Source organism: Acrocarpospora corrugata, assembly GCF_009687845.1.
GTDB classification, from domain to species: domain Bacteria; phylum Actinomycetota; class Actinomycetes; order Streptosporangiales; family Streptosporangiaceae; genus Acrocarpospora; species Acrocarpospora corrugata.
In genome coordinates this window covers 1-23,911 of the sequence record NZ_BLAD01000071.1, presented here as the reverse complement: position 1 = coordinate 23,911, position 23,911 = coordinate 1, and the positions used below count along the sequence as shown (strand labels likewise).

At 68.1% G+C, this 23,911-nt stretch carries 24 protein-coding genes, 1 tRNA gene and 2 pseudogenes; 16 read left to right on the top strand and 11 right to left on the bottom strand.

Annotated elements, in window-relative coordinates:
* Nucleotides 1-21: 21 nt before the first annotated feature.
* Together Acor_RS28270 and Acor_RS28265 are read right to left on the bottom strand one after the other, a co-directional pair.
* Nucleotides 22-387 (bottom strand): hypothetical protein, encoded by a 366-nt coding sequence (locus tag Acor_RS28270; RefSeq protein WP_155339806.1) that lies wholly within the window; start codon nucleotides 385-387, stop codon nucleotides 22-24.
* A 136-nt stretch (nucleotides 388-523) separates the two neighbouring features.
* Complete coding sequence (locus Acor_RS28265) at nucleotides 524-883, bottom strand: helix-turn-helix transcriptional regulator (RefSeq protein ID WP_155339805.1); 360 nt, start codon at nucleotides 881-883, stop codon at nucleotides 524-526.
* Between the two features lie 194 nt (nucleotides 884-1,077).
* On the opposite strand from Acor_RS28265, the gene Acor_RS28260 reads away from it, so the two are divergent.
* The 4 genes and pseudogenes from Acor_RS28260 to Acor_RS28245 all read left to right on the top strand — a co-directional run bounded on the left by Acor_RS28260 (nucleotide 1,078) and on the right by Acor_RS28245 (nucleotide 2,704).
* On the top strand, nucleotides 1,078-1,488 hold the full coding sequence (locus Acor_RS28260) for an STAS domain-containing protein (protein ID WP_170317114.1): 411 nt from the start codon (nucleotides 1,078-1,080) through the stop codon (nucleotides 1,486-1,488).
* 308 nt (nucleotides 1,489-1,796) lie between these two features.
* Nucleotides 1,797-2,153, top strand: coding sequence for an STAS domain-containing protein (locus Acor_RS28255; RefSeq protein WP_155339803.1), 357 nt, complete (start codon nucleotides 1,797-1,799; stop codon nucleotides 2,151-2,153).
* Between the two features lie 62 nt (nucleotides 2,154-2,215).
* On the top strand, nucleotides 2,216-2,380 hold the full coding sequence (locus tag Acor_RS28250) for a CBS domain-containing protein (RefSeq protein WP_218034534.1): 165 nt from the start codon (nucleotides 2,216-2,218) through the stop codon (nucleotides 2,378-2,380).
* Nucleotides 2,377-2,704 (top strand): annotated as a pseudogene (locus Acor_RS28245) (ChaB family protein). Before Acor_RS28250 ends, Acor_RS28245 begins: the two are co-directional and overlap by 4 nt.
* On the opposite strand, the gene Acor_RS28240 reads toward Acor_RS28245, so the two are convergent.
* Complete coding sequence (locus tag Acor_RS28240) at nucleotides 2,705-4,951, bottom strand: catalase (RefSeq protein WP_155339802.1); 2,247 nt, start codon at nucleotides 4,949-4,951, stop codon at nucleotides 2,705-2,707. It lies immediately after the preceding pseudogene.
* A gap of 177 nt (nucleotides 4,952-5,128) precedes the next feature.
* On the opposite strand from Acor_RS28240, the gene Acor_RS28235 reads away from it, so the two are divergent.
* The 3 genes from Acor_RS28235 to Acor_RS28225 all read left to right on the top strand — a co-directional run bounded on the left by Acor_RS28235 (nucleotide 5,129) and on the right by Acor_RS28225 (nucleotide 7,387).
* On the top strand, nucleotides 5,129-5,500 hold the full coding sequence (locus Acor_RS28235; RefSeq protein ID WP_246239200.1) for a cysteine hydrolase family protein: 372 nt from the start codon (nucleotides 5,129-5,131) through the stop codon (nucleotides 5,498-5,500).
* A 394-nt stretch (nucleotides 5,501-5,894) separates the two neighbouring features.
* Nucleotides 5,895-6,341, top strand: coding sequence for a hypothetical protein (locus Acor_RS28230; protein ID WP_155339800.1), 447 nt, complete (start codon nucleotides 5,895-5,897; stop codon nucleotides 6,339-6,341).
* A 170-nt stretch (nucleotides 6,342-6,511) separates the two neighbouring features.
* Nucleotides 6,512-7,387 (top strand): LLM class flavin-dependent oxidoreductase, encoded by an 876-nt coding sequence (locus Acor_RS28225; RefSeq protein ID WP_155339799.1) that lies wholly within the window; start codon nucleotides 6,512-6,514, stop codon nucleotides 7,385-7,387.
* A 64-nt stretch (nucleotides 7,388-7,451) separates the two neighbouring features.
* On the opposite strand, the gene Acor_RS28220 is transcribed toward Acor_RS28225, so the two are convergent.
* Together Acor_RS28220 and Acor_RS28215 are read right to left on the bottom strand one after the other, a co-directional pair.
* The gene (locus Acor_RS28220; protein WP_155339798.1) at nucleotides 7,452-8,306 is read right to left on the bottom strand and encodes an NAD(P)-dependent oxidoreductase; all 855 of its coding nucleotides are present in this window, start codon (nucleotides 8,304-8,306) and stop codon (nucleotides 7,452-7,454) included.
* Complete coding sequence (locus Acor_RS28215; RefSeq protein ID WP_155339797.1) at nucleotides 8,306-8,719, bottom strand: aldo-keto reductase family protein; 414 nt, start codon at nucleotides 8,717-8,719, stop codon at nucleotides 8,306-8,308. Before Acor_RS28215 ends, Acor_RS28220 begins: the two co-directional genes overlap by 1 nt.
* Before the next feature lie 420 nt (nucleotides 8,720-9,139).
* Here Acor_RS28215 and Acor_RS28210 point away from each other — a divergent pair, with 420 nt between their 5' ends.
* The gene (locus Acor_RS28210) at nucleotides 9,140-9,451 is read left to right on the top strand and encodes an NAD(P)/FAD-dependent oxidoreductase (RefSeq protein ID WP_155339796.1); all 312 of its coding nucleotides are present in this window, start codon (nucleotides 9,140-9,142) and stop codon (nucleotides 9,449-9,451) included.
* Between the two features lie 27 nt (nucleotides 9,452-9,478).
* Nucleotides 9,479-9,928: a DUF1931 family protein gene (locus tag Acor_RS28205; protein WP_155339795.1), complete on the top strand. Its 450-nt coding sequence runs from the start codon at nucleotides 9,479-9,481 to the stop codon at nucleotides 9,926-9,928.
* Between the two features lie 167 nt (nucleotides 9,929-10,095).
* On the opposite strand, the gene Acor_RS28200 is transcribed toward Acor_RS28205, so the two are convergent.
* Nucleotides 10,096-10,169, bottom strand: a tRNA-Lys gene (locus tag Acor_RS28200).
* A 68-nt stretch (nucleotides 10,170-10,237) separates the two neighbouring features.
* On the bottom strand, nucleotides 10,238-11,041 hold the full coding sequence (locus Acor_RS28195; protein WP_246239199.1) for a hypothetical protein: 804 nt from the start codon (nucleotides 11,039-11,041) through the stop codon (nucleotides 10,238-10,240).
* A 434-nt stretch (nucleotides 11,042-11,475) separates the two neighbouring features.
* Between Acor_RS28195 and Acor_RS28190 the strand changes: the two genes are divergently transcribed.
* The 3 genes from Acor_RS28190 (at nucleotide 11,476) to Acor_RS28180 (ending at nucleotide 14,427) form a co-directional block, all read left to right on the top strand.
* Nucleotides 11,476-12,078 (top strand): TetR/AcrR family transcriptional regulator, encoded by a 603-nt coding sequence (locus tag Acor_RS28190; RefSeq protein ID WP_170317113.1) that lies wholly within the window; start codon nucleotides 11,476-11,478, stop codon nucleotides 12,076-12,078.
* A gap of 295 nt (nucleotides 12,079-12,373) precedes the next feature.
* Nucleotides 12,374-13,846, top strand: coding sequence for an APC family permease (locus Acor_RS28185; RefSeq protein WP_155339793.1), 1,473 nt, complete (start codon nucleotides 12,374-12,376; stop codon nucleotides 13,844-13,846).
* Nucleotides 13,843-14,427: a GNAT family N-acetyltransferase gene (locus tag Acor_RS28180; RefSeq protein ID WP_155339792.1), complete on the top strand. Its 585-nt coding sequence runs from the start codon at nucleotides 13,843-13,845 to the stop codon at nucleotides 14,425-14,427. Before Acor_RS28185 ends, Acor_RS28180 begins: the two co-directional genes overlap by 4 nt.
* Before the next feature lie 41 nt (nucleotides 14,428-14,468).
* Here Acor_RS28180 and Acor_RS28175 read toward each other — a convergent pair whose 3' ends face one another.
* Genes Acor_RS28175 through Acor_RS28165 form a run of 3 tightly spaced genes read right to left on the bottom strand, consistent with a single transcriptional unit; the run spans nucleotide 14,469 to nucleotide 17,502 of the window.
* A complete protein-coding gene (locus Acor_RS28175; RefSeq protein ID WP_155339791.1) occupies nucleotides 14,469-15,341 on the bottom strand; it encodes a carbohydrate ABC transporter permease in 873 nt (290 codons plus the stop codon).
* Nucleotides 15,338-16,210: a carbohydrate ABC transporter permease gene (locus Acor_RS28170; RefSeq protein ID WP_155339790.1), complete on the bottom strand. Its 873-nt coding sequence runs from the start codon at nucleotides 16,208-16,210 to the stop codon at nucleotides 15,338-15,340. The genes Acor_RS28175 and Acor_RS28170 overlap by 4 nt, the downstream gene beginning before the upstream one ends.
* Nucleotides 16,207-17,502: an ABC transporter substrate-binding protein gene (locus Acor_RS28165; protein ID WP_155339789.1), complete on the bottom strand. Its 1,296-nt coding sequence runs from the start codon at nucleotides 17,500-17,502 to the stop codon at nucleotides 16,207-16,209. The genes Acor_RS28170 and Acor_RS28165 overlap by 4 nt, the downstream gene beginning before the upstream one ends.
* A gap of 125 nt (nucleotides 17,503-17,627) precedes the next feature.
* Here Acor_RS28165 and Acor_RS28160 point away from each other — a divergent pair, with 125 nt between their 5' ends.
* The 3 genes from Acor_RS28160 to Acor_RS28150 all read left to right on the top strand — a co-directional run bounded on the left by Acor_RS28160 (nucleotide 17,628) and on the right by Acor_RS28150 (nucleotide 23,140).
* Nucleotides 17,628-19,601, top strand: coding sequence for a beta-galactosidase (locus tag Acor_RS28160; RefSeq protein WP_246239198.1), 1,974 nt, complete (start codon nucleotides 17,628-17,630; stop codon nucleotides 19,599-19,601).
* A 13-nt stretch (nucleotides 19,602-19,614) separates the two neighbouring features.
* Nucleotides 19,615-21,756: an alpha-galactosidase gene (locus Acor_RS28155; RefSeq protein ID WP_155339787.1), complete on the top strand. Its 2,142-nt coding sequence runs from the start codon at nucleotides 19,615-19,617 to the stop codon at nucleotides 21,754-21,756.
* Between the two features lie 127 nt (nucleotides 21,757-21,883).
* On the top strand, nucleotides 21,884-23,140 hold the full coding sequence (locus Acor_RS28150) for a phosphotransferase (RefSeq protein WP_218034533.1): 1,257 nt from the start codon (nucleotides 21,884-21,886) through the stop codon (nucleotides 23,138-23,140).
* 73 nt (nucleotides 23,141-23,213) lie between these two features.
* Here Acor_RS28150 and Acor_RS28145 read toward each other — a convergent pair whose 3' ends face one another.
* The gene (locus Acor_RS28145) at nucleotides 23,214-23,465 is read right to left on the bottom strand and encodes a hypothetical protein (RefSeq protein ID WP_174876206.1); all 252 of its coding nucleotides are present in this window, start codon (nucleotides 23,463-23,465) and stop codon (nucleotides 23,214-23,216) included.
* A 248-nt stretch (nucleotides 23,466-23,713) separates the two neighbouring features.
* Here Acor_RS28145 and Acor_RS43475 point away from each other — a divergent pair.
* Nucleotides 23,714-23,911, top strand: a pseudogene (locus tag Acor_RS43475) (cellulose-binding domain-containing protein); the annotation flags it as partial.

Here is a 23,911-nt window from a genome sequence, read left to right as displayed (position 1 = left end):
TCCGTAACCGGTCGGGCTGGGTTAACGATCCCACGGAGCGGTTTCGCCCATCTTGTCGTAGTACTTGGCCAAGTGCGCCTTGACTCGGCCGACATCATCCTTCGGGATGTCGACCCCGCCCCGGGCTCCCTGCATGACCCCTCCGGCCGCCATCACCGCGCGCGGAACGACGTGCAGTTTCCCGTCGATCACGTCGGCGATGAGGAGCTTGTAGCTGCCGAAGTTCTGGGGTTCGTCGCCGTCGTACCAGAGGTGGGCGTCGCGGTAGGCCGAGTCGGGGGCGTCCTCCGCGTCGGCCCATTCACGCACGCGGCTCTCAGCCGCGGCGCCGTCCCATTCGCGGGAGCGGTCGGCCAGCGGCAGGTCCTGGAATCGTGTGACAGTCATACCGGACCACTGCCCGGCCGCGGACGGCCAAACGGTCACTCCTCCGTCACGGTCTGGCCATGAAGAAACCCCAGCTAAATGCATGTGAGCTGGGGTTAGTTGCGCGACATCCTCAAGGGGCGTCGCCGACCGCATGTCATGTTTGCGGATCTCCCTCGCCGACAGGGAAGGGCGGGGAAGCCGGATCCTTTGCCGGCAGGTCGCGCGTGGTGAAGATGTCGATCAGCGTTTGCACGGGGATGTCGGTCTGGGTGGGGTGACGCAGGTGCTGGCCGGACTTGATCGTGTAATGGTTACGCCGTCCGGACCGCACGCGCTGGATGTAGCCGGCGTCTTCCAGATCGGTGACGATGCCCTGGGCGGCACGTTCGGTGATGCCGATGACAGCGGCGATGTCGCGGATCCGTGTCTGCGGGTCCGCCGTGATGATCAGCAGCACCCGGGCGTGGTTGGTGAGAAAAGTCCAGCTGGAATGCCGATCGCCCGTGTCGCCCATACCTGGCTGTGCTCCTTTCGCTGGGACCTGACAGGTCCATGGGCTCAGCATCCACACTATAGCGGCAGATCTTATACCGAAAAACTATTCCGGTAATATAGGTGTGGTGTTATCGTGAAGTGCCCGGGTTCGTTGCGAACCACACCGAGATCATCGTGACTAGGAATCATCCGTTTCCGATGCTTGGGGGCGTTATGGCCTTCGATAGCTGGCAGAAGACCCCCGACGTGACCCACGTCGCCGGGGAATCGATGGGTGTGCAGGTCCTCTACGGGGATTCCATCCTGCGCATCACCTGCGTCGTGATGCCGTCCGGTTCGTCGCTGGTACGGCTCGCCGGCGAACTCGACGCCTCCAACAGCGCCGCCGTTCTGGCCGCCCTCACCCGCGTCTGCCATCAGGACGCCCGACTCGTCGTCGACGTCAGCCGGGTCACCTTCGTCGACCTGTCGGGCGTCCGGGCACTGACCGCCCTCGTCCATGACCGCGCCCGCGTCCACCTGCGCGAGGTCCCACCACGGATGGCGTTCCTGCTGAACCTGCTCAGCCTGCGCTCGGCTGAGATGAGCACGGGTTACCCGGAGACAGGGGACAGGCTCGACTGAAAATGAGCAGGCGCGCGGGCGTGCTGGACTGCTGTCGATTTCTACGCGGCCGTGCGCGGCGGAGACGGGACCAAGGCGTGTGCGCTGCTGACGGCGTCAGCAGCCGAGTCGCTGGCTCCGGCCGGGGGTGCGTGCGCCAGCGCGTTGCTGGAGCTGCGGCTGCCCGGCGCAGGGAGGGCGGGGGAGGTCGTGGTGTGGGGGAATGAGGCCCAGGTTCGACTGGCGGGCGACACTCTGTTCCTGCATCGGTCCCCCGCGCTCAGCCTGTTCTTCCTGGGCGGCTTCGTGTCGGAGACGGGGGTGGCTCAATGCCCGCAGACTTCCAGGTCACCACCGAACGGTACGGGCCCCTCACCGTCATCACGGTGACCGGCGAGCTTGACGCGCTCACCGGCGCCCATCTCCTCTCGATCACCCAGACGGTGCTCACCGACCCTGGCGCCCGGCTGCTACTGGACCTGACCAGCCTCACGTTCCTCGACAGCTCCGGATTGAAGGTCATCATCAGCGTCCATCAAATCCTGGGATGGGACGGCGAGCGGATCGCCCTGTGCGGGCTCATCCCGCGGGTGGCCCGGCTGTTCCAGCTACTGGACCTGGACAGCCGGATGCGGATCCACAGCAGCCGGGCCACGGCCCTGGCGTCCATCCCCCCAGGGGAATGATCCTCCTCGCACGCGCCAGGAACGAAAGAACGCCTCGCGCCACCGCAGGGCCCTCGGAGCCGATGACGACGCCCGCGAGATCCTGCGCGATGGGTTCCCACAAGGTTCGCCGGCTACCCGTGATCGACGGCTACACCCTGGTCGGCATGGTCGCACTGGCCGACGTGGCCCGGGCACTGCCCGACACCTCGGTCGGCGATCTGATGGACGCACTGACTACCGACTGACCCTTCACCGTGAGGCCCAGGAGAGGTGGATCAAGGCGCACGACTCGGCCGTCGAGCAGTACGGCGAGGGCGAACGCGCCCACCGGACCGCCGATTCCGCGCTCAAGCACTCCTTTGAGAAGGTCGGCGATCACTGGGAGCCCAAGGCCAAGCGAGGACCCTCGGACGCACAGGCCGCCCGCAGCACCCCAAGCCCGGCAAGACCGCCGAGGGCGTGGACGCCAACGCCTCCAAGCAGCACCTCTATGACGTCGCGAGCGCCTGGACGTACCCGGAAGATCGTCCATGAGCAAGACGGAGCGCCATGAACGTGCGGCAGCGTAACTAGGCCAGCCCACTGGGGAATCGGTCCCACACCCGGTGCCCGCCCAGCAGGTCGGTGACCTGGCTGAGCACCGTCGCGGGGTCGGTGCCCGAGACCACCCCGGGCGCGTCGGCGGGAATCCCCGCCGCGGTGAACGTCGCGTCGGCCTCGCCCCACCCGCCCAGTGGCTTGGCATGCCGGTAGGCCTCGTTCATCATGAGCGTCACTCGGGGGTCTACTGGTCCGGGCACTCCCGCCTTGGCGTCCCTGCCACCCACGGCGTCGGCGCCGGGCGCCGGTGCGCCCGCGACGAGGATGGCGTCGAACTCCACCGAGCGCGCCGCCGCGAACGTTCGCTGGACGGTCACCTGGTCGCCCTCACCGGGCAGCACCCCGCCGGTGGGTGCGATCACCAGAGGCACCATTCCCGCGTCGAGGATCGCCTGCCGCAACGTGCGGATCTCGTCGATGTCGGAACCGGCGACGAGGCCGATGACGCGCCCGGCCACCGGCCAAGTGCGGCCGACCTGCGACAAGGCGGGGCTGGGGTCGACGATCGTCTCCGGTTTGCCGTCGGGCACCGGCAGGCCGAGCCCGGCGGCCACTTCCTCGCAGAGCACAGGATCGATCTGGGCCAGCACCTTGAGCTGCCGTTCCCGGATCGCCGGCTCGTACACTTTGCTCAGTTCGAATGTGTACGCGGCGATCACGTGCTCCTGCTCCACCGGCGACAGACTCAGCCAGAACATGCGCGGCTGGCTGAAGTGGTCGTCATAGGAAGCCGGCGCGACCCGGCCGCGGGCTCCCGCCTCGACCGGGAAGGGAACTTCCACATAACCGTCGGGAGCCTGGAAGGGACAGCCGCCGTCCAATGAATTGGGCCGGTACGGCGCGGCTCCCGGGTGCACGGCCGTCTGGTGCATGCCGTCGCGGAGCATGTCGTTGACTGGAGCGTGGGTGCGGTTGATCGGAAGCTGGTCGAAGTTCGGCCCGCCCAGGCGGGTGATCTGCGTGTCCAGGTAGGAGAACAGCCGCCCGGCCAGCAGCGGGTCGTCGGTCACGTCGATCCCGGGCACCAGGTGCCCCACGTGGAAGGCGACCTGCTCGGTCTCGGCGAAGAAGTTGATCGGGTTGGCGTCGAGCGTCAGCAGGCCGATCGGCTGCACCGGTGCCAGCTCCTCAGGAACGATCTTGGTCGGGTCGAGCAGGTCGATGCCCTCGTATGTCTGGTCGCCGGAGTCGGGGAAGATCTGAATGCCCAGTTCCCACGCGGGGTAGGCGCCCGCCTCGATGGCGTCGGCCAGGTCGCGCCGGTGGAAGTCGGGGTCGACGCCGTTGATGATCTGCGCCTCCTCCCACACCAGCGAGTGCACTCCCAGCTTGGGCTTCCAGTGGAACTTCACCAGCGTGGTGGCGCCGTCGGCGGCGACCAGGCGGAAGGTGTGGACGCCGAAGCCCTCCATCATCCGGTAGGAGCGCGGGATGCCGCGGTCGGACATGTTCCAGAGCGTGTGGTGGGTGGCCTCGGTGTGCAGGGAGACGAAGTCCCAGAACGTGTCGTGGGCGCTCTGGGCCTGCGGGATCTCCCGGTCCGGGTGCGGCTTGCCGGCGTGGATGACGTCGGGGAACTTGATCGCGTCCTGGATGAAGAACACCGGGATGTTGTTGCCGACCAGGTCGAAGATGCCCTCGGAGGTATAGAACTTGGTGGCGAATCCCCGCGTGTCGCGTACGGCATCAGCCGATCCCCGCGATCCGAGCACGGTGGAGAAGCGTACGAAGACCGGGGTCTCCACGTCCTTGACGAGGAACGCGGCCTTGGTCACGTTGGCCGCGGTGCCGTACGCGCGGAAGACGCCGTGCGCGGCGGCTCCACGGGCGTGGACGACCCGCTCGGGGATGCGCTCGTGGTCGAAATGGGTGATCTTCTCGCGAAGATGGTGGTCGCGCAGCAGGACGGGGCCACGCGCGCCCGCTTTGAGTGAGTGGTCCGTGTCGGGCAGGCGGGTGCCGGTCGCGGTGGTGAGGAACGGGCCACCCTGGCCGCGCGTCTCCGTCGTCTCGCCCGACGGCTGCCCGGTGGCGGTGACCGGGTCGGGGCCACGCTGGTCCGCCTTGGGCGGCAGAGGGTCGCGCGGCTCGACGGGTTCGGCGATCGTCGGCGGCTCGACGCCGGGACGGCCGGGGATCTCCGAGCCGCCGTTTCGTTCGGCTACCGCGTCGATGACCTTGTCGACGGCTTTGGCGATGGGGTTGGTCTCTTCCACGATCCCTCCAAGATCGTTAGGCGGAACGCGAGACCGTCGGCTGCCCACAGACTCGGCCGCGAATCCTCCGGCGCACGTCGGCCGAATCGAAAGCGTCCGTCGCTTGAGGACGTTTCGCCGGAGAGCGTGCCCGGCGTCGCGAGAGTGATTCGACGAATGCGACAAACTGAAAGAACTTTGCCGATCATTAAAGCTGGCCCCTCCACGGCGCTGATGGACGGCCCCGATCTCGTCGAGCCGTTCCTCCCGTCCGGCGACTGCGCCTTCCTCGCGAAAGTCCGGCACAGCGCGTTCTTCGGCACGCCGCTGGAATATCTGCTTCATTGTCAGGAGATCAGCACCGTTGTCCTCGCGGGCCAGGTGACCGAACAATGCGTGCTGTACAGCGCCCTGGACGCCTACGTCCACGAGTTCCATGTCCGCGTGGCCCAGGACTGCGTCGCCGCCATCCACCCGGAACTGGGAGAAGCGGCGCTGCGCCCTTCTTCAGCGCGCTCACCTTGTCGCGCACGGTGCGGAGATGTTGTTCGACCCCCTTGCCCCGGGTGACAGCGACCCGAGCGGAGGGCCGTCTCTTATACAGGAATCTTTCATCCTTTCCTTGGGGAAGCCGAAGCGTGACTTGCGAGGCTGGGTGTGTTCCCATCGAACGGAAGAAGTGGTCTCCATGTTTTCCCGCAAACTCGCCGCTGCGCTGATGTCTGCGGTGATCGGACTTTCCGCCGGTTGCGCCACGTCCCCCTCGGTAACAGCCACGCCTCCCTCGACAGCGGCCACGTCCTCCTCCCCAGCGGCAGGGCACGAAGCGCCTCCCAGCGGCGGTTCCCGATCCGGCGGCGGGGGATCCAAAGCTCGGTCTGGACCGGCGGCAGGGGGAGCAGTCGGTACGGTCAGCAGTGTGTCCACGTCGGGCTTCACATTGTCGACGTCAGGGGATCAGCAGGTGATCATCACCGAGGCGTCCTCCACGACGTACAAGAAGGGGACGAACTCGGCCTCGGCGAGTGCCGTCGCAACAGGTGAACCCGTCCTGGTACTTGGGACGGTCAATGGAACGGCCATTACGGCCACGCAGGTCATCGTCCAACCGATTGGGGGCGGATCTGCGACCTACTCCCCGGCACAGGTGGTCGCCTTCCAGCGCGGCGCACCGTCCGCGGCGAAGCAGGAGGGTCAGATCCCGGCGAACTACACCGAGGGCGAAGGGACGATCGTCAGCGGAACTACAGCGATCAAGGCGGCGGAAGCCGCGCTGGCCACCTACCAGGGGGGCGTGGTCAACCGTGTTGTGGAGTTGAGCAACGGCGACTACCAGGTCCACAATGTCGGCGTCAACTGGCCGCACCACATCTTCGTCAACCAGGACTTCAAGGTCGTCGGCGCCAACTAACAGAGCCGGACTCGGTGACCACCGCTCCAAGGGGGCGCAAAGGTTGTGGCCAGAGATGCGCCACACGGGCGTCAGCGGCGGTGTGGCGGGCACGGTCACCGGGAAACGCGGCGCAACCGGCGGCGGCTCGCCGACGGTGAGAACCACGGGGGAGAACCACGGGGGGACTCGTGAAAGTCGGTCTCGGCCTGCCCATCAGCGAACCTGGGGCCCTGCTGGAGTGGGCTCGGGGCGCGGACCAGGGCCCGTTCAGCACGCTCGGCCTGCTGGACCGCCTCGTCTACGACAATCCCGAGCCCCTGGTGGCCCTGGCCATGCTCGCGGGAGCGACCGCCAGAATCCGCCTGCAGACCGAGGTGCTGCTCGCTCCGCTGCGCGAGCCGGCGCTGCTGGCCAAGCAGTGCGCGACCCTGAACCGCATGTCGGGAGGGCGCTTCACGCTCGGCATCGGCTTGGGAGCGCGTCGGGACGACTACGAGGCCGTGGGTGTGGACGTGCACCGGCGGGGGGCGCGGCTGGAGGAGATGCTGGAAGTGATGCGCCGCGTCTGGTCGGGCGAGCCGTACGGCGAGGGGATCGGCCCGATCGGGCCCGAGCCCGGCCGCCGGGGCGGCCCGGAAATGTTGTTCGGCGCCTTCAGCCCGGCCGCGATCCGTCGCGCCGCCCGCCTGGGCGACGGCTTCCTGTGCGCGGCGCACCTCTCCGACGCCGAGAGTCTGTTCCGGGCCACCGAGACCGAGTGGCAGGCTCAGGGACGCACGGGCCGTCCCCGGCTGGTGGCCCAGTTCAACGCCGCCCTGGGGCCGGATCACCTGATCAAGGAGGCACGCGACCGGCTGTACGACTACTACAGCGGCCCCCACTACATGAACCTGCCGGCGGGTTTCGCGGAGGGCGCGGCGGCGAGCATGCTCACCACCTCCGGCCAGATCCGCGACACGGCCATCCGGATGGGGGACATCGGCGCCGACGAGATCATGTTCTACTGCTGGGCCTCGGACGTGGCCCAGGTGGATCGCTTCGCCGGAGCGCTCAGCGGTGCTTGAAAGCCGATACCGCCCACGGGTCACCGCGGCCTCAGAGCGTTTGGACCGGGCGCGGATGGAGGCTTCAGAGTAGTTCCCGGCGCAGGAGTTCGGCCACGGCGGCCACGTCCTCGCGGCCGTGGCCGGCCTCGACGGCCCGCCGTACCATCTCCCGCACCGTGTCGCTCAGGCGGGATGGCCGGTCGCGCTCCTCGGCCAGCAGGCCAAGGTCCTTGAGCGCGAGGCTGAGCGGGAACCCGGCCGGGTAGGCGCGGGCGCGGATCTCGCCGGCCTTCTGCAGCGCGTACGGCATGCCCAGCGGCCCGTCCTCCAGCACCCGCAGGACGTGAACGGGATCCAGGTCCAGCTGCTCACAAGCCAGCATCGTGTCGGCCATGGCCACGACCGAGGCCGTCATCCAGCTGTTGACGATCACCTTGACCCGAGACGCCTCCCCGGCCGTCCCGACGTGTGCCACGTGGGAGCCGAGCACGTCCAGGACGGGCCTGGCCCGCTCCAGCACCTGCGACGCCCCCGAGACGATCAGGACCAGCTCGCCCTGCTCGGCCGGTTGGCTGCTGCCCGAGACCGGTGCGTCGAGCATCCTGCGGCCGGCGTCCGCCGCCAGCCGGAGGAGCCGGTCGGTCCAGGCGCCGCCCACCGTGCTCATCTGCAGCCAGACGGCCTCGGCGGGCATCGCGGGCAGGAATCGGGCCGCCAGCGAGGCGACCACGTCACCGGTGGGCACCATGGTGATGACCGCGTCCGCGCCGCGCACGGCCTCCTCGACGCTCGCCGCCGGATGCACCCCGTCAGGACGCAGAGCCAGCGCCTTGTCCGCTGTCCGGTTCCAGGCGCGCACGTCCAGGCCCTGTCCGGCCATGTGCCGGGCCATCGCCGAGCCCATCAGGCCGGTTCCGAGTACGGAGACGGCCGTCATCACACGCCCTCCGGCGTGGGCCCGGTCACCGGCGCGGTGCCGGACACGATGGCGTCAAACTCCGCAGCACGGTGGCGACCTGGACGGCCGGGTTCGGACGACACCCATGCCACCGCGAACCGACCGATCGTCGTGCCGGGTCGTTCGGCGAAGCGGCTCAGCTCGGCCACCATTGCGAGGTCGCGGCGGAAGCCCACGCCGGTGAACTCGGGGCTGCGCGAGCGCCAGTGGCCGACCGGGAACGCGGTGTGTTCATCGGACCCGCCGCTGAGGCCGTACGTCGGCATACCCAGATCGCTGGCCGCGACGGTGGCGCACTCGCCTACCTCGTCCCAGTCGCCGCCGAACTGCCAGGTGCCGGAACAGATCGGGCTGACCTGGAGCTCCGTGCGGCCCACCCGTACTGTGTCCATGGCATCTCCCTTCCCGGGATCCGCCCAAGCGCCGGTCATGGAAGGGCAAAGAGCGCTTGGCGAGCGGGGGACGGGCGAACACGGTCAGGATGGCCAGGAACAGCGGCTCATCGAAGGCGTCCGCGCCGTCCGCGACCAGGCGGTGGCCGTGCTCGCCCGGCTGGGCTTCCCGCGCGTCGAGGATCTCGGGACCCGGTTTCTGCGTCCCCGCACAGGCATGCGGACTGCACCTGAACGCGGGCGATCACATCGTCACCGTAGGAGAGGGCGGCACGATCCACGCCCGCAGCCTGATCATCGCGACCGGCGTCCGCTACCGCAGGCTCGACGTCCAGAACCTGGAACGGTTGGCGCCCACGAGCGTCTACTACGCGGCGACCATGTTCGAGGCCCAGATGTGCGAGCGGCCCGATCATCGTCGTGGGAGGAGGCAACTCGGCCGGCCAGGCCAGCCTATTCCTGGCCCGGCACGCCGCCTGCGTCCGGCTGCTCGTGCGGGAGGACGCGCTGTCCAGGAACAGCTACATACTGACGGGCGCGGACGCCACCGGGTCCGGCAAGCAAGGCGCGCCCGACTCCGCCGGCCGGCCGTACCCGCTGGAGACGAGCAGGGCGGGCGTGTTCGCGGCCGGGGACGTGCGGAGCGGGTCGGTCAAGCGGGTGGCCTCGGCGGTCGGTGAGGGCGCCATGGCCGTACAGCTGATCCACGACTACCTCCAGGCTGGAGAATGATTCCAGGCCGGAAGGAAGGAGACCTCCATGGTTCTCATGGCGGTGTCAAGATTCCAACGCTTCTTCCGCAGCGCCGCAGGTGTCGACGTCGACAAGAACGACCTCCGGCGCTACAGCGGCTTCGTGAACGACAAGGTCTACGACCTTCTGGTGATCGGCCAGGCCCACGCCAAGGCGAACCGTCGCGACATCATCGAACCCTGGGATCTACCCCTCACCAAGGGCCTTCAGGAGAACATCCACCGGTTCCGCCTCCTCGATGAGGATATCGAGCTGAAACCCATTCTGGAGCAGCTCGCCGCGCTGCCTCCGCTCGACCTGTCGGTCGGCGAGCAGACCGTCGGCCGCTTGCCCGAGATCGTCGGCGGCCTGTCAGTGGCACTGGCTCAGACTTTCAAGATCGTGGATCCGGATGTGAAGAACCCCGCGACTGAGCAGTGGGAGCGCACGATACGCGTCTTCGACCTGCTGCTCTGAGGCGTGAAGATCAATGATCTCGGGAATGCGACATCGATGCGCTCGAGCACACCCGGAGCACACCGAAGATCGAAAACGCCCGCAGGAACCCGATCTGGCCTGGCAAAGTCGATCACGAAACAAAGAAACCCCAGCTCACGGCAGGTGAGCTGGGGTTTCTTCTTGGGTGCGCCGCCAGGGACTCGAACCCCGGACCCGCTGATTAAGAGTCAGCTGCTCTAACCAACTGAGCTAGCGGCGCTTGCGTCCGTAACGATAGCAGCCCCGGGAGGTGGCCGCACATCGGCGCGGATCGCCGGTGGGGTGGGGTCAGTCGTTCCAGGCGCCGTGGGAGAACGGGACGGGAGCGCCCTTCTTGCCCACGCCGGGGCCCCATTTGGTGATCTTGTACGTGATGTCGATGTGCCCGTGGCCGCCGTTGTTCTTGACCATCAGGGTGATCGGGTCGAAGTCGCCCTGGGTCAGGTCGGCGAAGGTCTTGGCGTCCAGGTCGAGCATGATGCCGCGCTCGGACGGCTTGCCGGGGCCGCGGTCGCCGATGAAGAACTTGGCCGTCTTGCCCTTGTAGGTCACGTAGCCCTCGGTGCCGAGGGGCCAGCTGGGGCTGGCGGCGAGGCCGCGCTGCATGGGCTTGCCGATGGCGGGCATGCCGGTGTCGCCGGCCCGGCCGGAGGCGTCGTCCCAGAAGTAGGACGCGATGGTCCGGCCCTGGTGCAGGGCCTTGACGGCGGCGCCGGACTTGGCGGCCTCGGCGAGTTTTCCGGTCTTCGCGACGTGGGTGGAGCTCTTGGCGTACGCGGGATGGGAGGCCGGGACGTTGGCGGCGACGCCGAGGGCGGAGACGCCGATCACGGCGAGGCCGGCGGCGGCGGCGATGGCGGCGGTGCCGCGGGCGTTCCGGGGGCGGGAGAGGTTCGCGAGCGGGTCGGCGATCCCGAGGGGATCGGCGGTCTTGAGCCGGTCGGCGATGGCGCGCCAGTCGGCGGTCCTGAGCCGGTTGGCGAGTTCACGCCAATCGGTGTCGCGGAGCCGCTCGCGAAGGTCCGCGTTCTTGACATTGTCCGCGAACTCGCGCAGGGCAGGGTGCTTGAACAGGTCTGAGATGCGGTTCATGAAGGGGTCTTCCATGAGACGACAGGGGTCGCCGCGTGCGCTCCGATCGGGCCAAGGGGGCACGGGGCTTGCCTACCGGGGAGGCCTCGCCGCGCGAGGACGCATCGGACGCGTCCGGCTGCGGGTCCCGGCTCCGGCAGGGCTGGTACGGCTCTGCCGGACTCGGCACCAAGCGGCTCCCGTGGGGAGGTCACCGCTCAGTAACAAACGGACTCTACCCACCACACCATGACAGAGCAAATGAAACACCCCAAAACGCCCTTAAGATCTCCCTTCGTCCCCCAAGAGCAGCGGCGAACTCCCAAGCGGAACCCCGAATCGAGGCCACGCCGGGTCGGGGGAACGAGGGTTGATGACCCGGAGGGTGCCGGTTTGCCGTGGCGTGACCGCTTGGGTGGTGGACTGGAGGCAGGATGATCGACGAAGAGCCGCAAATGGAGACGCTTCTACAGGGCGCGACGAGACTGTTCGCCGCGCTCGGGTACGACTCGACCACCCTCAGGCAGATCTACGACGCGCTCGGCATCGACCCGGTCTCGGTCGGTTTCACGGGGGACAAGCGCGACCTCTACCTCGCGGTCATCGAGCGCGCCTACCGGATCGAGTGCGAGGCCATGACCCCCGCGATCAGGGGGCTCGTGATCGGCGACGCGGCCGAGGCGTCGGCGGGCGTGCACACCATCGTGGACCGGTATCTGGACTTCTGCGTCGCCCACCCCGAGTTCCCGGCCCTGTGGATCCACCGCTGGCTCTACGACGCCGCCGACCTCACCGGCCTGGAGCGCCAGTTCTCCCAGCCGCTGATCATCATGACCACGCGGGTCCTGGAGCAGTCGATGAGCGCGGGCTTCATCAGCGAGGGCGTCGATCTGGAGTACTGCGTGTGGACCCTCGTCTGGTGCGTGCACGGTTTCGTGCAGGGCGGCGTCCTGGACGGCGAGGGCGAGCGGGTGGGACCGGACTCGGTGGAGGAACTGGCCCGCTTCCGCAAACACCTGCATCTGCTAACCCAGCGCGTACTCGCCCTGCCTGAATGACATTGTGTCGCGGGGCGATGGCGCTCTGTTTCTCTTGTGCGTGGCCACCACATTCCGGTACAGCGGCCCTACATAGGCGTGCAAATAGAATTTGCTGTGTCTAATGACAAATTTAGCATTTCGCCTATAGCATCGCCGTTCGTGACTGAAGAGGATCTTCTTCGCCGATCGTCGGCTGACGATCGGCTCTTCGTCATGGCTCGTGTGCCCCATCCCGCGTCAACCACCATCCCCCACGATTCGCGGGCGCTCCAGAAACATCGCCTCTTACCCCCCAATATTCACGGAGTTCTGGATGTCCCTCACACAGTCAAGACCGAGCGCGGTATCCGCCGCACTGGCCCAGGACCGGCTCGGTGTGCCGTCTGTCGTGTTCTTCGTCGTCTCGGCGGCGGCGCCCCTGATGGTGGTGGCCGGCTCGGTGCCGACCGCGTACACCGTGACGGGCGTCATCGGCGTGCCGCTGGCGTTCCTGCTGCTGGGCGCGATCTTCGCGCTCTTCGCGGTCGGGTACGTGACGATGGCCCGGCACGTGGTGAACGCGGGGGCCTTCTACGCCTACGCCGCGCAGGGGCTCGGCCGGACTTCGGGGGTGGCGACCGCCTGGGTGGCGCTGCTCGCCTACAACGCCCTGCAACTGGGGCTCTACGGGATCATCGGACTGGCCGCCGAGCCGCTGCTGATCGACTGGTTCGGGAGTTCGCCCGCCTGGTGGGTGATCGCGCTGGCGACCTGGGCGCTGACCGGCGTGCTCGGCGTGCTGCGGGTGGATGTCAACGGCCGGGTCCTCTCGGTCCTGCTGGTCGCTGAGATCGCGGTCGTCCTCGTCTTCGACATCGCCAACCTGTTCAACGCGGGGCCCAGCGGCGTCAGCTTCGAGGGTTTCTCGCCGAGCGCCCTGATCGTCCCTGGTGTCGGCGCCGCGCTGGCCACGGTGGTCGCCGGGTTCGCCGGCATCGAGTCGTCGGTGGTCTTCGCGGAGGAGTCCAAGGACCGCAACAGGACTGTGCCCATCGCCACCTACGCGGGCATCGCGATCATCGCGATCCTGTACGCGTTCTCGGCCTGGGCGCAGACCGTGCCGACCGGCGTGGACGGGATCGTCAAGGCCTCCACCGAGCAGGGCACCATGCTCTTCTTCAACCAGGCGGCCACCCACATGGGTTCGGCGGTCGCCACGGTCGGCTCGGTGCTCTTCGTGACCAGCAGCATCGCCTGCATGATCGCCTTCCACAACACCACCGCCCGCTACATCTTCGCCCTGGGCCGGGAGAACGTGCTGCCGTCGCTGTTCGGCCGCACGTCGGCCAGGACCAGCGCGCCGGTGGCCGGTTCGCTGCTGCAGACGGCGCTGGGCCTGATCGTGATCGTGATCTACGCGGTGCTCGGCCTGGACCCGCTGACCAAGCTGTTCTTCACCTTCGGCGCGTTCGGCGGCCTCGGCCTGCTGACCCTGCTCACGGTCACCTCGATCGCGGTGATCGCGTTCTTCGCCCGCCGTCCTGGCGGCGAGACGGCCTGGCGGACGAAGATCGCTCCGGCGCTGGCGGCGCTGGCGCTGTGCACGATCATCGGCCTGACGCTGGTCAACTTCGACACGGTCCTCGGGGTCGCGCCGGACGAGCCGATCCGCTGGGTGCTGCCGGGTATCTTCGTGGTCGCCATCATCTTCGGGGTCATCTGGGCGCGCGTGCTCAAGGCCACCAAGCCGGAGGTGTACGCCAACATCGGCCTGGGCGCCAGGGCGGTCACCGGAGCCACCAAGTGACCGCCGAGATCACCCGGATGACGGACGCGGCCGTGGTCGGCGGCGTCATCGCCGACACCTTCCGGATGGACGCCATCTCGACCTGGATGATCCCGCGGGTGGAGGACCGCCCGCCGATCCAGCGGGCCTTCTTCACCCTGCACGCGGCTCACGCCCTCGAACACGGCGATGTCTACGGCATCTACGAGTCGGGGGAGCTGGCCGGAGTCGCGGTCTGGTTCACCGCACCTTTTCCCGATATTCCCGGACATGATGAGGCGGTGGCCTCGTTCGCGGGGGAGCACGCCGGGCGCTTCGGCATCCTCGGCGAGCAGATGGAGAAGCTGCACCCGCACGAGCCGCACCACTACCTGGCGTTCATCGCGCTGGTGAACGGGCGGATGGGCCGGGGGCTCGGCAGCCGGCTGCTCCGGGAGCACCACCAGCGGCTGGACGCCGAGGGCATGCCCGCCTACCTGGAGGCCAGCAGCGAGGCGAGCCGGCGGCTCTACCTCCGGCACGGGTATGTGGACATGCCGGAACTGCTCCGGCTGCCGGATGGACCGGTGATGTATCCGATGTGGCGTGCGCCAAACGCCTGACCAGCGAGAATGAAGGGCATCCGACCAGGGGCGGGTGCCCTTCAGCCTTTTGTGGAGCCGAGTGTGAGCCCGGCCACGAAGTGTTTGTGCAGCAGCTGGAAGACGATCAGCGTCGGCAGGGCGACCAGCACGGAACCCGCCGCCAGCAGGTTGTAGTCGGTGAAGAACTGACCGCGCAGATTGTTCAGCGCCGAGGTGACCGGCAGCTTGTCGCCGGAGGACATCAGCACCAGGGCCCACAGGAAGTCGTTGTACATCCAGGTGAACTGCAGCGTGCCGAGCGCGGCCAGGGCCGGGCGGCACAGCGGCAGGGTGAGCTGCCAGTAGCGCCGCCAGACGCTCGCGCCGTCCACCAGCGCGGCCTCGCCGATCTCCACCGGGATCGTCCGCATGAAGTTGGCCAGCACGAACGTGCAGAATCCGAACTGGAAGCCGACGTGGATGAGGATCAGGCCCAGGTAGGAGTCGTACAGGGAGAGGGAGTCCGAGAGCCAGGCGGGCAGCTCGATCCAGGTGTACATGGTGTACAGCGGGGTGATCAGCACCTGCGGCGGGAGCAGGTTCCCGGCGGTGAACACCACCAGCAGGACCTTGCGGCCGGGGATGCGCAGGCGGGCGATCGCGAACGCGGTGAAGGAGGCGAGCAGCAGGGTGATCGTGACGCCGGGGACGACGATGATCAGGGTGTTCAGGTAGTACCTGGGCAGTTCGGCCTGGGTCCAGGCTTCGGCGTAGTAGCCGAAGGTCAGCGATTCCGGCAGCGAGAAGTACCCCAGGCGGGCCGTCTCGTCGTACGGGCGGAGCGAGGCGTACACGGCGAGCACGAGCGGGATGAGCCAGCCGAGGGCCACCACGCCCAGGAACAGGTGTAGGAGCGCCCGGAGCGGACGGAGCGGGCGCCGGGGGCGGGTCACCGGTCCTCCCGGAAGATCTGGGTGAGGTAGGTGACGATGAAGCCCAGCGCGATGACCAGCAGCACGACCGCGATGGCGGAGCCGAAGCCGATCCGGCTGGCCTCGCCGACGATGTTCTCGGTGACCAGGACGGACAGGAGTTCCAGCCCGTTGCGGCCCTTGTTGATCGCGTACACGATGTCGAAGGCGCGCAGGGCCTCGATCACGGTGATGACCAGGACGATCACGTTGACCGGCCGGAGGGTTGGGAAGACCACCCGGAAGAACGCCTGGGTCTCGGTGGCCCCGTCGATCGCGGCGGCCTCCTTGAGGGCGGGATCGACCGCTTTCAGCCCCGCCAGGTAGATGATCATGACGTACCCGACGTGCCGCCAGCCCGCGGCGACCATCACCACCCAGATGTTGATCGAGGAGTCCCCGAGCCAGTCGGTACGCATCCCGGTGACCGCGTTGAGCACCCCGTAATCCGCCGAGTAGACCAGTTGCGCGATAAACCCGACCACCGCGAGTGACAGCACGACCGGCAGATACAAAGCGCTCTGGTAAACCCGGGAAAGCGCCAGCCGCCGATCCAGCAACACCGCGCAGAACAGCCCGAACGGCGTCGCCAGCAATCCGAGAAATCCAAGCCAGAGCACGTTGTTCCGGACCGCCGTCCAGAACGGCGGATATTCCGCGGCGAGATCGTGATAATTCTCACCGCCCAGCCAGCGAATCTCTGAGATCCCGTTCCAGTCAGTCGCCGACAACACCACGGAGGCCAGAGTCGGCCCCCAGATCAGGGCCGCGTTGAGCGTGATCACCACGCCCAGTCCCGCGATCAGGAGAGCCCGATCGCGGGCGGAGTACCTGCGGGCTTTCTGGCTCAACGGAAGATGTTCGCCTTCTGGGCTTCGACGTCCCTGAGGAGGGCGTCGATGTCGTCGGGCTTCCCGATGAAGCGCTGGAAGGCCGGGATCATCACCGTGGAGGCGAAGTCCGGGCGGGTGTCGCGGTCGAGGAACTGGGCGATGTGCGCGGCGCCGGAGACGAGTTCCGCGCCGCGCTTCTGCAGCGCGCTGTAGCCGCCGGTGTCGGCTTTCGAGCTGGCGGCCAGGGTGCCGGGGTCCAGGGAGGTCGCCACGTTCTGTGAGGCCGCCTGGGCGAAATGTTTGACCAGCGCCTTCGCGCCGGCCACGTTCTTGGCCTTGGCGGAGACCATGTAGCCGTCGATGGGGGCGTCGATGGAGTCGGTGCCGAACTGCGGATTGATCTCCGGGAAGGTGAAGAAGTCGAGGTCGTCGCGGTCGCTCTCGGGGAACTGCTGCGCGACGAACATGCCCAGCAGATACATGCCGGTCTTCTTCTGCTGGAGCGACTGCGCGGCCTCCTGCCAGGTACGGCCCAGCGGCGCCTCCTGGTGGTGTTCCAGGAGCCCGCGCCACAGATCGAATACCTGCTTGACCCTCGGGTCGGTCCAGGTCTCCTTGCCCGCCATCAGCGAGACGTGGAAGTCGTAGCCGTTGGCGCGCATGTTGAGGATGTCGAAGGTGCCCATCGCCGGCCAGCCGTCCTTGTCGGCGAACGCGACGGGGGACAGGCCGTCGGCCTTCATCTTCCGGGCCAGCGCGGTGAACTCGTCCAGGGTGGCGGGGACCTCGTAGCCCTTCTCCTGCCAGAGGCTCTTCCGGTAGAAGACCGCCCACGGGTAGTAGGTGAACGGCAGGAAGTACTGCTTGCCGTCGGACCCGGTGGAGGCGGCCTTGAAGGCGGGGGTGTAGTCGGCGCCGATCTCCTGCCACACGTCGGAGATGTCGACGGCCAGGCCCTGCTCGGCGAAGAACTGCATCCGGTATCCGGCGAACCAGGTGAAGACGTCGTCCGGGGTGCCGCGCAGGTAGCGGTTGATGTTCTCCTGGAAGGTGTTGTGGTCGACCGTGTTGATCTTCAAGTCGTTTGAGGTGAACGCTTTGATGACGGTGTCCAGGGCCTTCTTGGGGACCTCGTCGGAGGCGTTGGAGCCGAGGGTGACGACGCCCCGGGCCGCGGCTCCGGTGGCGGGGGCGGCGGCGCCGCGTTCCGCCGGGTTGCCGCAGCCGGCCAGGATGGCCGGAACGCCGAAGGCGGCCGCGCCGAGCAGCGAGCCGCGCATCAGGTCTCGCCGGGACAGTCGTTGGATCATGGTGGTTCCTCCTGACCGGAACGCTCAACATCCCCCGATTTCGCTCATGTTTCATCACATGGAAGAAGCCTTCACAGGGAAAGTCAACGGATGTTTTCGTAACGATGTTGATTTATGGTGATCTCATGTTCTTTGGTGGGGATTACAACCCGGAGCAATGGCCGGAACAGAGCTGGCCCGACGATGTGGCGCGAATGCGGGAGGCCGGGGTCAACCTGGTCACCGTCGGGGTGTTCTCCTGGGCGCTGCTGGAACCGGCCGAAGGCCGGTACGAATTCGGCTGGCTCGACCGGATCCTCGACCTGCTGGCCGACGGGGGGATCGGCGTGGACCTGGCCACGGCGACCGCCAGCCCGCCCCCGTGGCTCTCCGTCGCCTATCCGGACTCGCTGCCGGTGGACGCCGACGGGCACCGGCTCTGGCCGGGCAGCCGCCAGGCGTACTGCCCGTCCTCGCCGCGCTACCGGACCGCGTCGGTACGGCTGGCGCGGACCCTGGCCGAACGCTACGGCGGCCACCGCGCCCTGCGGATGTGGCATGTCGGCAACGAGTACGGCTGCCACGTTCCCCGCTGCTACTGCGACGTCTCCGCCGAGGCGTTCAGGACCTGGCTGCGCGAGCGCTACGACCTGGCCGCGCTGAACGAGACCTGGGGGACCCGGTTCTGGTCCCAGGAGTACACCTCGTTCGATCAGGTCCTGCCGCCGCGCCGGACCCCGGCCTTCTCGAATCCCACCCAGGTGCTGGATTTCGCCAGGTTCAGCTCGGCGGAGCTGCTCGACTGTTATCGGGGCGAGCGTGACGTCCTGCGCGAGCTGACCCCGGACGTGCCGGTGACCACCAACTTCATGGCCGGCATGCACTGGGAGATGGACTACTGGGCCTGGGCGGCTGAGGTCGATCTGGTGTCCAACGATCACTACATCCGGGTGCACGACCCGCACGGGCACGTGAACCTGGCCTTCTCCGCCGATGTCACGCGCGGGCTGGCCGGTGGGGAACCGTGGCTGCTGATGGAGCACTCGACCAGTGCGGTCAACTGGCAGCCGCGCAACGTGCCCAAGACGCCCGGCCAGATGCGGCGCAACTCGCTGACGCACGTCGCGCGAGGGTCGGAGGGGGCGCTGTTCTTCCAGTGGCGGGCTTCCAAGGCGGGGGCGGAGAAATACCATTCGGCGCTGCTGCCGCATGCGGGGACCGATTCGCGGATCTGGCGGGAGGTCGTCGAACTCGGCTCCGACCTGGGGAAACTGGCGGAGGTGACGGGGTCGGTCGTGTCGTCGACGGTGGCGATCGTGCTCAGCTGGGAGAGTGTGTGGGCGCAGGAACGCCCGAGTCAGCCGAGCGCCGACATGACCGCGACCGACGAGCTGGCCGCCTGGCACGCGGCGCTGTGGCGGCTCGGCATCACCGTGGACTTCGTCGCCCCGGGTGCTGATATTTCGGGATATCGGGTGGTCATGTTGCCGTCGCTGTATCTGCTCAGCGGGGTGGATCGGGATGTGCTGGCCAGGTATGTCGAGAGCGGCGGGACCCTGGTCGTTGGCGCCTACTCGGGGGTTGTGGACGAGCGCGATCACATCGTGCTCGACGGTTACCCGGGTGCGCTCCGGGAGGTTCTCGGGGTGCGGATGGAGGAGTTCGTCCCGTTGCTCGATGGCCAGACGATCACCCTCTCGGACGGTTCGGCGGGCCGGGTCTGGCGGGAGTTCGGCCGGGTCACCACGGCGGAGGTGATCGCCGCGTATGCGGACGGGGAGGACGCGTGGTCACGCTGGCTGGCCGGGCATCCGGCGATCACCCGGAACACGCGTGGCGATGGAACCGCCTGGTATGTGTCCACGCGTCTTGACCCGCCGTCGCTGGAGCGATTGCTCGGGCGGATCACCGGGGAGGCGGGGGTCGCGGGATCGGGGGTGCCGCTGGAACTCGTCCGCAGGAGCCACGCGGATGGCCGCACCTACCTTTTCGCGATAAATCACGATGAGGAGGGGGCGGTTCCCCTGGATGTCGCCGGTGTCGATCTGCTCACCGGCGCGGATTTCCCCGGCGAAGTGCCTCCTGGGGGCGTAGTCGTGATCAAGGTGGTCACCCCTTGACGAAGGATGCGCGATGCCAATCGTGACGGTTGCGGAACGCCCGGACACCTGGGCGATCCTTACGGATAAATCCGCTTATGTGGTGGGGGTGGAGCGGGCCGACGGGGATGTCCGGGTGGTTCAGTGGTACTGGGGGCCACGGCTGCCGGTGGCCGCGCTGGCCGAGACCACACGGTTTCCCGCGCCCAGGCTCATGGCGAGCTTCCGCGATCCGTACGACATCGACGAGATTCTCCCCGTGGACGGGGGGCGGCGGTGGGGCGTGCCGTCGTTGCGGGTGAGCTATCCGGGCGGGGTCCGGTCGGTCGAACTCGCCTTCGCCGGGGTGGAGCAGGAGGCCGACGCGCTTGAGATCGTGCTGCGGGACGTCGGGTATGGCCTGCGCGTCGGGGTGCATCTGCGCTGTGCCGAAGGCACCGACGTGGTCGAGCGATGGGTGACGGTGCGGAATGAGGGGGCGGAAGCCGTACAGGTCGGGCGGTTGGACTCGGGGAGTTGGGTGATTCCCGAAATGTACGGCTATCGGGCGAGTGGTGTGTCGGGGGAGTGGAGTGCGGAGACCGCGCTCCGGCGGACCGAGCTGGCGGTCGGGGAGACCACATGGACGAGCCGGACGGGGACCACCGGGCATCACGCCAATCCGTGGATCATGGTGGATTCCGGGGAGGCGATCGAGGAGGCAGGGGAGGTCTGGACGGTCGCGCTGGCCTGGAGTGGGTCGTGGCGGATGACCGCGCAGCGCCGGCCCGAAGGGGATCTGGCGGTCGGCGCGGGGTTCGGGCATGAGGGAGTGGGCTGGCAGCTGGATCCCGGGGAGGTGCTGACGACGCCGTCGGCGCTGGGTCTGTATCAGGACGGCGGGTTCGGGGCGGTGAGCAGGGCGTGGCACGACTATGCGCGCCGGTATGTCCTTCCGGCGGGCAGCGAGGATCGTCCGGTGCTCTACAACTCCTGGGAGGCGACTTCGTTCCACGTCACCGAGGCCGGTCAGCTCGCCCTTGCCCGGGAAGCCGCAGAACTCGGTGTCGAACTCTTCGTTGTCGACGACGGCTGGTTCGGGAACCGGATGGATGACACTCGCGGGCTGGGCGACTGGTGGCCGAATCCGGAGCGTTTCCCGGATGGCCTGTCCGGCTTGTTCGACGGGGTTCGCGCGCTCGGCATGCTCCCGGGGCTCTGGGTCGAACCCGAGATGGTCAACGCGGACAGCGATCTATACCGCGCCCACTCCGACTGGGTGCTGCACTATCGGGGCCGCCGCCGCGACACGATGCGCAACCAACTGGTGCTCAACTTCGCCCGCCCAGACGTCCGCGCGTGGGCTCTCGGCTGGCTCGACGATCTTGTACGGGACTACGGCCTGGCGTACCTCAAATGGGACATGAACCGCAGCCTCAGCCAGGCCGGTTGGCCCGAGGCGGGGGAGCGCGCCGACCTGCTCTGGATCGAGCACGTCCGGGGCGTCTACGGGATCATGGACGAGCTGCGCCGCCGCAACCCGGAACTCCGGCTCGAATCCTGCTCGGGCGGCGGCGGGCGGGTCGATCTCGGCATCCTCCGCAGAACCGACCAGGTCTGGACCTCCGACAACACCGACGCCCGCGACCGCCAGGCGATTCAGCACGGATTCTCCCAGCTGTACCCCGCGAACATCATGTCCGCCTGGGTCACCGACAGCCCCAACCCGCTGACCCGCCGCGAGGTCCCGCTGCGCTACCGGTTCCATGTGGCCATGGCCGGCGTGCTCGGCATCGGCGGGAATCTCACCCGTTGGACGGCCGAGGAACTCGCCCAGGCGCGCGACCTGGTCGCCCAGTACAAACGAATCCGCCCGATCGTCCAGCACGGGCAACTCCACCGGCTGGTCGGCGATCCGGGCGTGACCGCCTCGGCCCTGCAGTACACGCGGGACGACGAAGTAGTGCTCTTCGCCTACAACCCCTTCGCTCTGCGCAAACAGTCCCCTCGGCGCCTCCGGCTGGCCGGTCTGGACATGGCGGCGACCTACGAGATCACTTCCAGCGACGACGAGGCACAGACGGGAAGCCGATGGCACGCCCAGACGCTGATGTCCCACGGTCTCGCCATCCCCACCTGGTCACCCCTCGGTTCCGACTACCGCAGCGAGATCGTCACGCTCCGGCGGGTGTCCTGATAAATGCCACGACAACGGGATGAGCGCATCGGCAAACTGAGGCAGTGGAGCGTCAGGTAAGTGCGGTGATCACCGCCGACGGGAAGATCCTCGGCGAGGTCGGCCCCTTTCCGGTGGAAAGTCCGTGGTGGCCGACGTCGAGGCGGTTTCGGCGCGGCTGACGACGGTGGTCGGGGCACCGGTGGTGGTACTGCGGCTGATCGATGTCACGGGCGGGGGCTGGTCCAGAGGCGGACACGTGGTCTACCACGCGGAGGTCCTGCACTCCGCGAATGGCGGAATTTCGGTGTTCGGGCCTGTCGATGCCGCCCGCCGGGCGAGCCTGGAACCTGCGGCGAAACGGTCGGGGTGGGCGACGGCCGCCGGGGTGCGGGCCGGGCTGGACTGGGCGATGGGGGAGACCCGCGCGGCCGGGCTGACACCGACGGCGGTCGAGCAGGTCAAGACGTGGAATCTGTCCGGACTTTTCCGGATCCGTGTGGAAGGTCCCGACGAGGCGGTCTGGTTCAAGGCGACGCCGGAGTTCGCGGCCTGCGAGTCCACCGCCATCCGCCTCTTCGGAAGCGCCGATCCAGAGCTGGTGCCCCGGTTGGTCGCGGCGGATCCGGAGCGGCGATGGGTGCTGCTGGGCCATCTCCCCGGCCGGGACTGCTGGGACGCGCCCCCGGAAGTGATCGACCACATGGTCCCGCGCATGGTCGCAGCCCAGCTCAGGCTGGCGGATGCGGCAGCGGGGCTAACGGATCACACGCGGCCACGGCTGCCCGGTCTGGCGGATCGCACGCCCCCTCTGCAGGCCGGCCGGACGGGTGGCACGCCGCCTCGGCTGGCCGGTCTGGCGGGTGGCACGCCGCCATGGCCTGCCGCTCTGGCGGATCGAACGCCGCCACGGCTCGCCGGTCTGCCGACCCCGCTGCTGGACCGGATGGCGGGGGAGCTGACCCCCGACGAGATCCGGGCGGCGCGAACTCTGGTCGGCAGGCTGCCCGCGATGGTCGCGGAGTTGGCCGCGTGCGGGCTGCCGTACACCGTGACGCACGGGGATTTTCACCCCGGCAACTGGCGCTGGGACGGGCGGAGGGCGGTGGCCGTCGACTACGCGGATTGTCATTTCGGGCATCCGGCGCTGGACGGGCTGCGGCTGCGGGAGTTCGCGCCCGAGGAACGGCGGGCGCAGGTGACCGACACGTGGGTGCGGGCCTGGGCGGAGGCGCTGCCGGCGGCGGACCCGGCGCGGGCGCTCACGCTGGCCCAACCCCTGGCACACCTGTACTACGCCATCCGCTACCAGGAGTTCATGGACGGCATCGAGCCGAGCGAGCAGCGCTATCACGCCGGCGACACAGCCGCGGAGCTGCGCGCCGCGCTGGAGAGCGCCGCATGAGCCGGGGGTCTGCGCCGCGACCCCCGGCTCGGCTGCGGTCAGAACCGGTACGGGTTGGCCCCGAGTGCGGCCATCAGGTACCAGCTCGTGGCCCGACATGCTGGTTCTGGAAGTATCCGAACCCGAACCCGGTGTCGAACGCGCTCGACGCGGCGACGACGCCGGAACGCGCCGGCAGCGCTGTGCCGGTCCAGGAGCCGCCCTTGCCCGGGTTGGACAGCCGCCCGCCGTTCGGGTCGCTGGTGAGGCCGACCGTCTGCCCCGCGCCCAGTGCGTTCTGCGCCGACGCGACCTCGCCCAGCAGGCCCGGGAGCGCCCACCGCAAGACCCGGAATCGCCCGATGTGAGGAGCCGCATGACCGATTTGTGCGATCCGTGACCAACTGGTCACGCCCCGAGTTCTGAATTTTTCATCGGATTAATCGGACAGATGACCACTTTGAGCAGTCCAGGCGCAGGTGAGACGTTTGGGTTCTGCCGGTGCGAGGAAACATGCTGTACATCCAGACGAAACGAACGGATGTTGGGAGCGCTCCCAAGGTTCGTCATCAGTTTCGTCAAGGAGAAACAGTTATGGGACCCCACAAGAGTTCCTGGCGAAGAGCCCTCACGGCAGTAGCGGTCACGCTACTCGCCGCGGTCGGGCTCGTCGCCAGTCCCACCGCAGCGAATGCCGCGGTGGCCTGTCAGGTGACGTACACGAAGACCTGGGAAGGCGGCAATGGCTTCGGCGCCTCCGTCCGGCTCCAGAACCTCGGCGACCCGGTTTCC